The organism is Salicibibacter cibi, assembly GCF_016495865.1.
GTDB lineage: Bacteria > Bacillota > Bacilli > Bacillales > Marinococcaceae > Salicibibacter > Salicibibacter cibi.
This window is the reverse complement of the sequence record NZ_CP054706.1, coordinates 2,881,915-2,895,463: the sequence shown is the minus strand read 5'-3', so window position 1 is coordinate 2,895,463 and position 13,549 is coordinate 2,881,915. Positions and strand designations below refer to the sequence as shown.

10 protein-coding genes are annotated in these 13,549 nt (G+C 46.9%); all 10 read left to right on the top strand.

What is annotated here, in order from left to right; all coding sequences use genetic code 11:
* Positions 1–13: 13 nt before the first annotated feature.
* The gene (ilvC, locus tag HUG20_RS14400) at positions 14–1,036 is read left to right on the top strand and encodes a ketol-acid reductoisomerase (protein WP_200085349.1); all 1,023 of its coding nucleotides are present in this window, start codon (positions 14–16) and stop codon (positions 1,034–1,036) included.
* Positions 1,023–2,567, top strand: coding sequence for a 2-isopropylmalate synthase (locus HUG20_RS14395; protein ID WP_246476427.1), 1,545 nt, complete (start codon positions 1,023–1,025; stop codon positions 2,565–2,567). The genes ilvC and HUG20_RS14395 overlap by 14 nt, the downstream gene beginning before the upstream one ends.
* A 15-nt stretch (positions 2,568–2,582) precedes the next feature.
* The gene (gene leuB / locus HUG20_RS14390) at positions 2,583–3,659 is read left to right on the top strand and encodes a 3-isopropylmalate dehydrogenase (protein WP_200085347.1); all 1,077 of its coding nucleotides are present in this window, start codon (positions 2,583–2,585) and stop codon (positions 3,657–3,659) included.
* 12 nt (positions 3,660–3,671) lie between these two features.
* The gene (leuC, locus tag HUG20_RS14385; RefSeq protein WP_200085345.1) at positions 3,672–5,087 is read left to right on the top strand and encodes a 3-isopropylmalate dehydratase large subunit; all 1,416 of its coding nucleotides are present in this window, start codon (positions 3,672–3,674) and stop codon (positions 5,085–5,087) included.
* 12 nt (positions 5,088–5,099) lie between these two features.
* A complete protein-coding gene (leuD, locus tag HUG20_RS14380; RefSeq protein WP_200085344.1) occupies positions 5,100–5,681 on the top strand; it encodes a 3-isopropylmalate dehydratase small subunit in 582 nt (193 codons plus the stop codon).
* Between the two features lie 198 nt (positions 5,682–5,879).
* The gene (locus tag HUG20_RS14375; RefSeq protein ID WP_200085342.1) at positions 5,880–7,295 is read left to right on the top strand and encodes a sodium/glutamate symporter; all 1,416 of its coding nucleotides are present in this window, start codon (positions 5,880–5,882) and stop codon (positions 7,293–7,295) included.
* A gap of 24 nt (positions 7,296–7,319) precedes the next feature.
* Positions 7,320–8,363: a hypothetical protein gene (locus tag HUG20_RS14370; protein ID WP_200085340.1), complete on the top strand. Its 1,044-nt coding sequence runs from the start codon at positions 7,320–7,322 to the stop codon at positions 8,361–8,363.
* A 77-nt stretch (positions 8,364–8,440) separates the two neighbouring features.
* A complete protein-coding gene (gene tig / locus HUG20_RS14365; protein ID WP_200085338.1) occupies positions 8,441–9,775 on the top strand; it encodes a trigger factor in 1,335 nt (444 codons plus the stop codon).
* A gap of 555 nt (positions 9,776–10,330) precedes the next feature.
* Positions 10,331–11,611, top strand: a complete 1,281-nt coding sequence (clpX, locus tag HUG20_RS14360; RefSeq protein ID WP_200085337.1) for an ATP-dependent protease ATP-binding subunit ClpX — start codon at positions 10,331–10,333, stop codon at positions 11,609–11,611.
* Positions 11,612–11,797: 186 nt separating this feature from the next.
* The gene (lonB, locus tag HUG20_RS14355; RefSeq protein WP_200085335.1) at positions 11,798–13,465 is read left to right on the top strand and encodes an ATP-dependent protease LonB; all 1,668 of its coding nucleotides are present in this window, start codon (positions 11,798–11,800) and stop codon (positions 13,463–13,465) included.
* The last annotated feature ends 84 nt before the right edge of the window (positions 13,466–13,549 follow it).

Below are 13,549 nucleotides of genomic sequence, written 5' to 3'. Positions count from 1 at the left end.
GAGAGATTTTAAAATGGTTAAAGTCTATTACAACAACGATGTAAATGAAGGCGTACTACAAGGAAAAACCGTCGCGGTCATCGGCTTTGGTTCACAAGGCCATGCCCATGCCCTTAATTTAAAAGAAAGCGGCGTCGATGTGATTGTCGGACTGCGGCGAGGAAAGTCTTGGGAAAAAGCGGAACAAGAAGGATTCAACGTGTATGAAGTCAATGAAGCAACAGAAAAGGCCGACATTCTCATGCTCGCACTTCCGGACGAAACGCAACCCGATATCTATGAAAAACAAATCAAACCTTCATTAACGAATGGAAAATCATTGGTTTTCGCTCATGGATTCAACATTCATTTTAACCAAATCCAACCGCCTTCCGATGTGAATGTTTTCATGATTGCACCGAAAGGCCCCGGGCATATCGTCCGTCGTACGTATGAATCTGGCGCAGGTGTGCCGGCGCTTTACGCGATCGAGCAAGATCCTCATGGGGAAGCGAAAGACCTCTCCCTTGCATATGCGAAGCAAATCGGTGCCGGTCGGGCCGGAATCATTGCCACGACCTTCCGGGAAGAAACGGAAACAGATCTTTTCGGCGAGCAAGCCGTACTTTGCGGAGGAACGACCGAACTTGTCAAAGCAGGATTTGAAACGCTAGTTGAAGCGGGATATCAACCGGAGGTTGCCTATTTCGAATGCTTGCACGAGATGAAATTAATCGTTGACCTCATGTACGAAGGCGGCCTTGAGTATATGAGATATTCAATCTCCGACACAGCACAATGGGGCGATTTCCAATCGGGCAAAAGGATCATTACGGACGATACGAAACAAGAAATGCGTGAAATCTTGAAAGATATTCAAACAGGCAAGTTCGCGAAAGGATGGATTTTGGAAAACCAAGCCAACCGTCCTGAATTTAACGCCATCAATCAACGCGAGCTTGAACATGAGATCACAGCTGTCGGCCAAAAGCTACGTGAAATGATGCCATTTGTCAAAGGCGATCAAAAAGGAGTGGTTTCGCGTGCGGAGAATTAAGTTTTTTGACACGACGTTACGGGATGGCGAGCAGCAACCGGGGCTTAATCTGAATCGAGAAGAAAAACTGAAGATTGCCAAGCAGCTTGACCGTCTCGGCGTTGACATCATTGAGGCCGGTTTTCCGGCCTCCAATGAGGGAGACTTTTATTCTGTGCAGCAAATCGCAAGAGCGGTAAAAAACAGTTCAGTGACCGGTTTGTCCCGAGTCGTCAAAAGTGATATTGACTCAGCGTGGGAAGCGTTAAAAGATTCTCCTGTTCCGCGCATTCACCTTGTTATCGCTACGTCCGATGTTCACATCAAGCACAAATTAATGATGACTCAGGAGGAAGTGATTCGAGATTCGGTTGAAGCCGTTCGCTATGCAAAAGAGCGATTCTCGGTCGTGCAATGGTCCGCGGAAGATGCTTGCCGCACGGATTGGGGTTTTCTGAAGAAAATCATGGAAAAAGTAATTGAAGCCGGTGTCGATGTCATCAATTTGCCGGATACAGTCGGATATACAACGCCTCAGGAAATCAAAGCGATGTTTCAGCATCTCAAGGAAAATGTGAAAGGCGCAAAAGATATTAGCCTCTCTACCCACTGCCATGATGATTTGGGAATGGCCGTTGCCAATTCTCTTGCTGCCATCGAAGGGGGCGCCGATCAAGCGGAATGTACCATTAATGGAATCGGGGAGCGTGCCGGCAATGCATCACTGGAAGAAATAGCCGTTGCCCTTCATATTCGTCGCGACCACTATGGAGCCGAACAAAACATTAATCTGCAAGAGATTAAACGCACGAGCAGTCTCGTGAGCAAACTTTCCGGTAACGTTGTTCCAGGCAATAAAGCGGTCGTCGGCAATAATGCATTTGCCCATGAATCGGGCATTCACCAAGATGGAGTACTAAAAGAAAGCAGCACGTATGAAATTATCACGCCGGAGCTTGTTGGTGTGGACGCGAATAAGCTGGTGCTCGGTAAATTATCCGGAAAGCACGCGTTTAAGAACAAAGTGTCGGAACTTGGCTTTGATCTGCCGGAAGACGAATTAAAACGCGTGTTTAAAGCATTTAAACAACTGGCGAATAAAAAGAAAGAGATCTCTGACGATGATATTTTCGCGCTGTTAGTCGCTGATAAAACGGAAGATGAGACGAGAGCATATGAAATACTTTCCCTGCAGGTGAACGTTGGAACGCATAACATTCCAACGGCAACAATTACAATGAAGTTGCCCGATGGGGAAGAAACGCAAGAAGCCGCCACCGGTTCAGGAAGCGTGGAAGCTGTCTACAATACACTAGAGCGAATTGTTGGTGCCCCGATTCAATTGGATGACTATCGCATTCAATCGGTGAGCAGTGGTGAAGATGCCCTTGCGGAAGTTGTCGTCCATGTGACGTATGCGGAACAAACATCGATTGGACGCGGAACCGCCCACGATGTGTTGGAAGCTTCAGCCTATGCGTATGTAAATGCCATTAATCGAATTCTCGCAGCCGTACCGGACGAAGCTCCGAAACCTTCGGTTCATTCGTAATGAAGGAGACTTTTGATGACAAAAAAGACAATTGCCGTACTCCCCGGGGACGGAATCGGCCCCGAGGTAACGAGAGCAGCGATACAAGTACTGGAAAACATCGCACGTTTGCATGATCATGAATTTGTTTTCAAAGAAGGTTTGATCGGCGGGAGCGCCATTGATGAAAAAGGCGGACCTTTGCCGCTTGAAACGAAAGAAATCAGTGCCGCAAGCGATGGCATTTTGCTTGGCGCTGTGGGCGGCCCTAAGTGGGACCGCCTTCCGGGCGCCAATCGTCCGGAAAAAGGGTTGTTGGAAATTAGAAAAGCGCTCGACTTATATGCAAATTTGCGTCCTGTCAAAACTTATTCGGCGCTTATCGAATCTTCTCCATTAAAAAAAGAAATTGTTGCCGACGTCGATTTTGTGATTATCAGAGAATTGACCGGTGGACTTTACTTCGGAGAGCCGAAAAAGCGGGAAGAAATTGATGGGGAAACGCAAGCCGTCGACACACTTCTCTATAAAGAATCTGAAATTAAGCGTATTGCCGAGCGGGCATTTCAAGCCGCGCGCGTGCGAGAGGGGAAAGTCGTGTCCGTGGATAAGGCAAATGTGCTGGAATCAAGCCGATTATGGCGGGAAACGGTAGATGATGTCCACGATTCGTATTCCGATGTTGAACTCAGCCATATGCTCGTCGATAACGCAGCGATGCAACTGATCGCGCAACCAACGTCGTTTGATGTGATCGTTACCGAGAACACGTTTGGGGACATTCTGAGCGATGAAGCGTCGATGTTGACCGGTTCCCTCGGGTTGTTGCCCTCTGCTAGCATGGGATCCACCGGTGTCGGTCTCTATGAGCCGGTACATGGTTCCGCACCGGACATCGCCGGTGAAAATCGTGCGAACCCGTTGGCGGCCATCTCATCGGCAGCGATGATGTTAAAGTACGGGTTTGGAATGGAGAAGGAAGCGGAGCAAATCGAAGCAGCAATCGAAAAAGTGTTGGCAGAAGGTTATCGCACGTCAGATATTGCGGCTAAGACCGATGATGCGGTAACTACCACGGAAATGACCGATGCTGTCGTAAAAGCACTTGAATAAGGAGGGAAAAGCGTGATGGGGAAAACAATTATTGAAAAAATCTGGGACCGCCACACGGTTTTTCAAGAAGAAGGGAAACCGGATTTACTATATGTTGACCTTCACTTAGTTCATGAAGTGACTTCTCCGCAAGCATTTGAAGGGTTAAGGCTTGCGGGACGAAACGTAAGACGCCCGGATCTGACGTATGCGACGATGGACCATAACATTCCGACGGATGATCGCCAATCCATCACCGATAAAATTGCCAAAAAACAAATCGATGTCCTGGTGGAAAACTGTAAGGAATTCGAAGTGGAGTTGGCCGGGCTGGACAGCCCGCATAACGGAATCGTTCATATTATCGGTCCCGAGCTTGGACTCACACAACCCGGGAAGACGATTGTGTGTGGGGACAGCCATACGTCCACGCACGGAGCATTCGGTGCGTTGGCATTCGGCATCGGTACGAGCGAAGTGGAACATGTGCTGGCATCGCAAAGCTTATGGCAAAATCGCCCGAAAACGATGGAAGTGCGTATTGATGGCCGCCTTTCTTCCGGTGTGAGTGCAAAAGATATCATTCTGGCGTTAATCGCAAAATACGGGGTCAATTTCGGAAGCGGACACGTCGTTGAGTACCGTGGAGAAGCGATTCGGGGACTCACGATGGAAGAGCGGATGACCATCTGCAATATGTCTATTGAAGGCGGCGCCCGTGCCGGTTTAATTAGCCCCGACCAGGTTACGTTTGATTATTTGGAAGGGCGGCCAAATGTGGAAAAAGGTCCTGCCTACCAAAGCCAAGTGGAGGAATGGAAGCAATTGGCGACAGATGACGACGCAACCTTTGATAGTACGTTGGTATTGGATGCTTCCGAAGTGAAACCAATGATCACCTGGGGCACAAATCCCGGTCAGGGTGTATCCATTGATGGTGAAGTTCCTGCTCCCAAGGATGGTGAAACAGAAGCGGACCAAAGGGCGATCCAGCAATCGTTGGAGTACATGGGGCTGACACCGGGAACGAAAATGACCGACATCCCGATCCAACACGTGTTTCTCGGATCGTGCACGAATGCGCGAATCAGTGATTTGCGTGAAGCCGTCAAGTATTTGGGAGGAAAGAAAGTCGCTCCGGGGATTCGCGCGCTCGTCGTACCCGGCTCCATGAAAGTGAAGCGCCAAGCCGAAGATGAAGGGTTGGCGGATGTGTTTATCGAAGCAGGTTTCGAGTGGAGGGGTGCCGGGTGCAGCATGTGTTTAGGCATGAATCCGGACCAGGTGCCGGAAGGGGAACGCTGTGCATCCACCTCCAACCGTAATTTTGAAGGCCGTCAAGGGAAAGGGGCGCGCACGCACTTGATGAGTCCGGTTATGGCAGCTGCCGCAGCTGTTCACGGGCGATTCGTGGATGTTCGCGAACTTGACGTCCCTGCACAAGCATAGGGAGGGGAGAGAATGGAAGCTTTTCACGAACATGAGGGAAGTGTTGCTTCGCTTCCTTACGTAAACGTAGATACCGATCAAATTATCCCGAAACAATTTTTGAAGCGGGTAGAACGAACCGGCTTTGGTCAATTTCTCTTCTTTAATTGGCGTTTTCTGGATGATGACAGCGAAAATCCCGATTTCCCGTTAAACAAGACGCATATGAAGGGAGCATCCATTTTGCTGAGCGACCATAACTTTGGTTGCGGCTCATCCCGGGAACACGCGGCATGGGCATTGAAAGACTATGGATTCAAAGTTATTATCGCGCCGAGCTTTGGGGATATATTTTATAACAATAGCATTAAAAACGGTCTGCTTCCCCTTCGCATGCCGGAGGAAACGGTTCAACATTGGATGGAAAAGGGCAAAGATCACGCGCTCACGTTCAAAGTTAACCTTGAAGAACAAACGGTGGAAGATGACCAAGGCACCAATCACAAGTTTGAAATTGATCCGTATTGGAAAAATATGCTCGTTTATGGACTGGACGAAATCGGCGTTACCTTGCAATACGAAGACTATATTCAAGCATATGAACAGCAAAAATAGTGTAAAATACGTCCCGCTCCGGGACGTATTTTTCTAGCACTAGCAGAAAGTATAAATTTTTCGAATCATAGTCTATCTAACAATAAGTGTTCTGTTTTCTGCTACTCATTACAATTTTCTAATGTTTTTCCTCTGCTTGCTACATAAGGGTGTAAACGGTAAAATTATGTAGGATCAAGTAGAAAAGAAGGTGAGAACTTGACATTAGAGGCAATAGGGTTTGCGCTCATTATCATGACTGTTATATTGCTTATAGGAAAATGGATCCGACTTAAGGTTCCTTTATTTCAAAGGCTATTTCTGCCAAGCTCCATCATTGGTGGCTTTTTTGCACTTCTCGTTGGACCCGAGGTGCTCGGAAGAATCCTAACGGCAACGACAGACAATGAAGCAATGGCTTACGGGCTTTTTACGGAGGATATGTTTGACGTATGGGCCGAGTTACCGGGTCTGCTCATTAACGTCGTATTTGCCTGTTTATTTATTGGATTTGCGATTCCGAGGCTGCAGGAAGTCTGGAAAACGGGCGGTCCACAAGTGGCGCTCGGTTACACGATCTCCTGGGCACAATATGTGGTCGGGATTTTATTGGCCGTCACGGTACTTACGCCGGTGTTCAATTTAGATCCCGCGGTTGGTGCTCTCATCGAGATTAGTTTTGTGGGAGGACATGGGACGGCTGCCGGCCTAGGTGACACGTTTGAAGCGATCGGATTTGCAGAAGGCCAGGATTTGGCGCTTGGGCTGGCAACGATCGGGATTTTAAGCGGTGTTATCATTGGAATTATTCTCATTAACTGGGCAGCCAGAAAAGGGATAACCAGTACATTAGCTCATCCCGATGATCTTTCGGTTGACCAGAAAACCGGCATTGTCCAAAAAGACAATCGTGAGTCTGCCGGAGAGTTGACGACTTCCCCGATCTCCATTGAACCCTTGGCTTTCCACGCAGGGCTTGTCGGATTGGCGATCTTTATCGGTTATCTTATTTTGGAATTCTTTGTGTGGTTGGAAGATGTTACTTGGGGTGCCGCTTATGACTTGTATTTGTTTGAATACGTCCCACTGTTTCCGATTGCGATGATCGGAGGAATTATCATCCAGATCGTGATATCCAAAGTGGACAAGTCGGAGATTGTGGATGGGGCAACGATCAGTCGAATTCAAGGCCTGGCGCTCGATATATTAATCGTTAGTGCGATGGCGACGTTAAGCCTTCAAGTCATTGGAGATAATATTATCCCTTTCGTGATCCTTGCTGTAGCCGGGGTTGTGCTCAACGTTGTGATGTTCATATACTTGGCGCCGCGTATGATTCCGAGCTACTGGTTTGAAAGAGGCATGGGCGATTTGGGGCAATCCACGGGTGTGGCAGCAACCGGGATCATGTTGATGCAGATCGTTGATCCTGAAAACCGGACACCGGCTTTGAAGGCGTTCGGCTATAAACAAATTTTATTCGAACCGATGGTCGGCGGTGGGTTGGTTACCGCAGCCTCGATTCCGTTTATTCTCCAATTCGGGCCGATTCCCGTCTTAATTGGAATGAGCCTTTTAATGATTGCTTTCTGGTTATTAGGGGTATTGTATTTCGGAAAAAATAAAGAAGAATAGGTCCTGAAATTAGGTGAAAAGGCAATGGATAACAAAAATAATCTGGTTCTTTTCCCGGGGAGCATCCGTCTCTTACTGAACGAAGGATTGAACGCGCTGGAGGCAGGAGATTTTGAGCAGGGGTTGAAACACTTTAACCAAACGCTCATGTATGATGAAAAAGATGAACAAGCGTGCTACGGGCGACTTGTCTGTTTACTTGAATTAGGTTACCTTGAAGATAGCAAAACAACAGCAGAAGACATGATGCGTGAAGGCATCGGAAAATATGAAGATGTTCTATTTTTCTATGTGTCCGCGCTAGTGCAATTGGGGGAATGGGACGCAGTTGTTGAGACAATTGAAACGGAGCGGCAATCCTCTCGCTTGCCGGCAAAATATGCAGAACACTTTTTTCAATTTCTTGCCACGGCTAGAACAATGAAAAAGGAAGTCTTCTTGCCGGAAGCAGAGGAAGAGATGGAAGATAAGAAGAAGGATCATTCTGCTGCTCTCCGTGATGAGATGCTCGCGGGTCTTTTTGATCCGTCGACAGAAGTGCAGTGGCGAACGTTTCAACAATTAAAAAAGCGGAGCTGGCGGCAAGTGAAAGTGGCATTTGAAACAGCGCTCCGTCACGAAAACACGTCGCCGATGATAAAAACGATGCTTTTATTAGTGATGAAAGACTGGGAAGTAGGTGTATCCATCAAGGTAAGCAAATACAAGCGTGAAAAAAACGTCATCCCCATTCAATTGAATAGTTTTTCAGAATATGAGGCTGAGCTGAAAGCGAGCATTTTTGTGCAATGGGAAGACGGTTTGGAACAGGATAACCCGATGCTATATGAAACCGCGCAATCCATTTTGGACTGGATTTTTATGGAGCATTATCCTTTCTCCCTTCCGGAGGCAACCGCGAATGTATGGGCGGCTGCTATTCATGTGGAAAGTTTGCGATATATGGGCGTTCAAGATGAGCATGAAAAGGTAAGCATGCTCTATGACGCAAATCATTCCGAGGTGGAGAAACTAGTAAATCACGTGAAGTCCCCCCCGGCATCGTTTCACTCATCTCTCATTGATTGAAAAGAAGTTGGATTATGTTATAATGTAGGGGTTGTAAATTAGGACGTAACGCTTTAAAACATGGAGGGAACAGATAAATGACTGCTAAATGGGAAAAGGGCGAAGGCAATCAGGGCGTCCTCACCGTCGAAGTAGGAGCAGATGAATTCAAATCTGCGCTGGATCAAGCATTTCAAAAAGTGAAAAATGATGTGAGCATCCCGGGATTCCGAAAAGGGAAAGTGCCAAGGAAATTATTTGAACAACGGTTTGGGGTTGAATCCCTCTATCAAGATGCGATTGACATTGTCCTCCCGTCTGCCTATTCGAAAGCTGTTGAAGAGACCGGGATTGTACCGGTTGATCAGCCGGAAATCGATGTAGATGGAGAAATCGAAAAAGGAAAACCGGTTATTTTCAAAGCTACGGTAGTAGTAAAACCTGAAGTCGAACTTGGACAATATAAAGGGCTCGAAATTGAAGCGTTTGACACGTCGGTCAGTGAAGAGGAAGTTGACGAGGAAATGGAAAAGCTGCGTGAACAACACGCTGACCTCGTTGTTACCGAAGATGCTGCCCAGGAAGGCGATACGGTTGTGTTCGATTTCAAAGGATTCGTAGACGGCGAACCGTTTGAGGGCGGGGAAGCAGAAAACCATTCGCTTGAACTTGGTTCCGGACAGTTTATCCCCGGCTTTGAAGAACAAATGGTAGGTTTGGAACCGGGCACGGAAACAACCGTTGAGGTTACATTCCCGGAAGACTATCACGAGGAAAACCTCGCCGGCCAGACGGCAACCTTCAATGTAACGTTGCATGAAGTGAAACGGAAAGAGCTTCCGGAGCTGAATGATGAATTTGCTGTTGATGTTGATGAAAATATCGAAACGCTTGACGAATTGAAACAGAAAAAACGCGATGAATTGGAACACAATAAGGAACATGAAAAAGAACACCACGAACAGGATAGCGTCGTGGAGCAGGTAACAGAAAACGCGAAAGCGGATATTCCGAGTGCAATGGTCACAACCGAAACTGATCGCATGCACCAGGAGATGAGCCAACGTTTTGAATCGCAAGGCATAACGATGGACATGTATTATCAAATGGCCGGCACCGATGAAGAAGGCATGAAAGAACAGTTTCGGCCCGAAGCCGAAAAAAGGGTGAAATTGAATCTTGTGCTCGAAGCAATCGCGGATGCCGAAGAAATCGAAGCTAGTGATGAGCAAGTCGAAGAACAGCTGGATCAGATGGCACAAGCTTATGAACGGGACAAAGAAGAAATACGCCAGTTGCTCAGCATGCAGGGCGCTCTTGATACATTGAAGGATGAACTTCGCATGCAATCTGCCTTGAAGTTCCTTGTTGATCAAGGGGTAACAGTAGAAGCTAAAAGAGAAGAAACCGAAGAAGAAAATGAGCAGAAATAGAACTGCCGGGTTAGAAAAAGGAAACAGACACGAGCAAGCGTCGTGTCTTCCTTTTTTCTCAAAACAATCCATCGGTGTTTTACACTATCAGAAAATATAAATTATCCGGATGGTAGTACAAGAAAGACTTTGACTTTCGCCATCCTTGGCGATAAGTCAAGTTTTTTTCTGAAAATAAAGGGTCAACACTAAAACCTATGATTGACAAATAGGTGTAATTGATGATAATCGCTACGGAAAAACACTATGCTTTCCGTGGGCACCAGGCTCAGCCTCCTCGAAAAAAGGAGTTCGCTTTTTTCTGCGGGGTCTTCCCACTGCGCTTTCCCACAGGAGTCTCCGTGTTTTTCCTCCGCTAGCTAGTGCTATTACCATAATTAGTCACTTATATCTACCATAGATTTTGGCGAAGAGCCAAAATAAACGCATGAATTTGTTTTTTGTAACGTAAAGCTGATGTAGAATGGGTAGCCTATATATTAGCCAACGTATTTTGTTTGACTGGGAGTAAGGGTAGGGTGTAAGGTACAATATACAGTGAGGGGTGAATAACACATGATCAAGTTCAATGAAGAAAAGGGGCAACTGAAATGCTCTTTTTGCGGAAAAACACAAGATCAAGTCCGTAAGCTAGTGGCTGGACCGGGTGTATATATATGCGATGAATGTATTGAGCTTTGCACCGAAATTGTGGAAGAGGAATTGGGTACGGATGAAGAAGTCGAGCTTGAAACCGTTCCTAAGCCGCAGGAAATTGATGAAATTCTTGATGACTATGTGATCGGTCAGGAAAATTCAAAGAAATCGCTTTCGGTCGCGGTTTATAACCACTACAAACGGGTAAATGCCGCAGCTTCTTCCGAAAAAGAAGGAGAAAATGTTGAAATCGCCAAAAGTAACATTTGTCTCATTGGGCCGACGGGAAGCGGGAAGACATTAATGGCGCAAACGCTCGCCCGTATTCTGAACGTCCCGTTCGCTATTGCGGATGCTACTTCGTTAACAGAGGCCGGGTACGTCGGCGAAGACGTGGAAAATATTCTGCTGAAATTGATACAGGCAGCCGATTATGATGTGGAGAAAGCGGAAAAAGGAATTATCTACATTGATGAAATTGACAAAGTAGCACGCAAATCGGAGAATACTTCAATTACGCGAGATGTATCCGGGGAAGGCGTCCAACAAGCCCTATTAAAAATTCTCGAGGGGACGACAGCCAGTGTGCCTCCACAGGGAGGACGCAAACACCCCCATCAGGAATTTATTCAAATTGATACGAGCAACGTTCTCTTCATTGTCGGCGGAGCCTTTGATGGCATCGAGCAAGTCGTAAAGCGCAGGCTCGGCAAAAAAATCATCGGCTTCGGATCTGAATCTGAAAGCGGAGAGATAGCTGACGAAGAATACCTTGATAAAATCCTTCCTGAAGACCTGCTTCGCTACGGCTTGATTCCGGAATTCATTGGCAGGCTTCCGGTTATCTCCAGTTTGAAACCGTTGGATGAAGATGCGTTGGTGGAAATATTAACGAAACCAAAAAATGCACTCGTTAAACAGTTCCAGAAGTTATTGGAGATCGATGATGTGGAGCTTGCATTTACAGACGAGGCATTGCGGGAAATTGCGAAAAAAGCCATCGAACGAAAGACAGGCGCGCGTGGCCTTCGCTCTATTATTGAATCCATCATGTTGGACGTTATGTACGATTTGCCATCTAAGGAAGAAATTAGCAAATGTACGATTACGGCAGAATGTGTACTGGATGAAGGTTCGCCGGAATTGACGACGGAAGACGGCGAATTGATCAAGCTTAATGAACCAAGAGAAAGTGCATAAGGGAAAAAACGGCATGGGCATGGTCCATGCCGTTTTTACGTAGGCACGCGAAGCATCTCTTAACAAATTTTCCACTTACTTCTCTCTTCGTGAATGGCATACTGCATCGTTTGTAGAGTCATACTAACGGGCAGTTAGCGACAATAACGGCAGGCAAAAGCGACCGTTAAACGAGGAGGAACCCGTATGGAATGGACATCGTTAATTATGCTCATTCAAGTTTTCTTCGGAATAGTGATTGGATTATATTTCTGGAACCTACTTAAAAATCAACGCACCCAACGAGTATCGGTGGACCGGGAATCAAAAAAAGAAATGCACCAACTGCAACAGTTACGTTCCATATCCTTAAATGAGCCATTGGCGGAAAAAGTGCGTCCGATGACGTTCTCAGACATTATCGGCCAGGATGAAGGCGTGCGCTCATTAGAAGCGGCGCTTTGCGGTCCTAACCCGCAACATGTGCTTATATATGGACCACCCGGTGTAGGTAAGACAGCAGCCGCCCGTTTGATTATGGAAAAGGCAAAAATGAATCCCGGCTCCCCATTTCATATCGATGCCCCTTTCATCGAACTTGATGGTACGACGGCCCGTTTTGACGAACGGGGAATTGCCGATCCTTTAATCGGTTCCGTTCACGATCCGATCTACCAAGGGGCCGGATCAATGGGACAAGCGGGTATCCCTCAACCGAAGCCGGGGGCGATTACAAAAGCGCATGGCGGCATGCTTTTTATCGATGAAATCGGTGAATTGCATCCGATTCAATTAAATAAACTGCTAAAAGTGTTGGAAGACCGCAAAGTGTTCCTGGAGAGTGCATACTATAGTGAAGAAAATGCCTCCATTCCAACGCATGTCCATGATATTTTTCAGAATGGACTGCCTGCAGACTTTCGGTTGATCGGTGCAACGACGCGAACACCGGATGAGATCCCCTCTGCTGTGCGTTCGCGTTGCCTAGAAGTATTTTTTCGGCCGCTTAAGCAAAAGGAATTGTCTATGTTAGCGAAAAGTGCAGCAAAGCGATTGAAGATGGAAATACAAGAAGAAGGGTTGGAAACGGTTTCGTCATATGTGACAAATGGCCGGGAAGCGGTTAACACGGTTCAGATCGCTGCCGGATTGGCAACAACAGCTGAACGGGAAAACATTGATGTTTCAGATATTGAATGGGTCGTGCATGCCAGTCGTTTAAGCCGCAGACCTGAGAAAAAAATACACCCGGAACCCATGGTTGGTCGTGTAAATGGACTTGCAGTATATGGACCGGATTTGGGGATGTTGTTGGAAATTGAGGCAACCGCGCAAGAAACGACAGGAAAGGGCATGCTCACGGTTACGGGGATCGCGGAAGAGGAAAACGCAGGGAATCAAATGCGTTCGATTCGGCGAAAAAGTATGGCAAGAAGCTCTGTGGACAACGTTATGACCGTATTGCGCCATTTGAAAGTGCCGGTAGACAGCTACGATATCCATGTGAATTTCCCCGGCGGAACACCAATTGACGGACCATCCGCGGGATCGGCGATTGCCACGGCGATCTATTCGGCCGTCAATCAACAAAAAGTAAAAAATGATGTGGCCATCACCGGTGAATTGAGCATTTGGGGAAAATTGAAGCCAGTCGGCGGGGTTCCTGCAAAAGTGGCAGCTGCCGAGGAAGCAAGCGTCAAGCAAGCGTTTATCCCCAAAGACAATGATGAGACAGTTCTGCATCAAGTGAAAGGGATCACGGTGAAGCCCTTGAACACATTAGATGAGTTGTTTGCCAATGTTCTCTTGGAGGAAACGGATGTGCCGCATCGATTCTCCGTAACAGAAACGTCTTCTCCCTCCATTCATATGTAAAATCCCGTGCAATTGAATAGACACGTTCATGCTCTTAAGCTAAAATGAAACCTACGAGTAAAGATCATGCCGTCACTGATTGAA

What these genes read in the sequence shown, in the direction of transcription:
- ilvC (WP_200085349.1), top strand. Translation starts at nt 14, where the DNA reads ATGGTTAAAGTCTATTACAACAACGATGTAAATGAAGGCGTACTACAA.
- leuB (WP_200085347.1), top strand. Translation starts at nt 2,583, where the DNA reads ATGACAAAAAAGACAATTGCCGTACTCCCCGGGGACGGAATCGGCCCC.
- leuD (WP_200085344.1), top strand. Translation starts at nt 5,100, where the DNA reads ATGGAAGCTTTTCACGAACATGAGGGAAGTGTTGCTTCGCTTCCTTAC.
- HUG20_RS14370 (WP_200085340.1), top strand. Translation starts at nt 7,320, where the DNA reads ATGGATAACAAAAATAATCTGGTTCTTTTCCCGGGGAGCATCCGTCTC.
- tig (WP_200085338.1), top strand. Translation starts at nt 8,441, where the DNA reads ATGACTGCTAAATGGGAAAAGGGCGAAGGCAATCAGGGCGTCCTCACC.
- clpX (WP_200085337.1), top strand. Translation starts at nt 10,331, where the DNA reads ATGATCAAGTTCAATGAAGAAAAGGGGCAACTGAAATGCTCTTTTTGC.
- lonB (WP_200085335.1), top strand. Translation starts at nt 11,798, where the DNA reads ATGGAATGGACATCGTTAATTATGCTCATTCAAGTTTTCTTCGGAATA.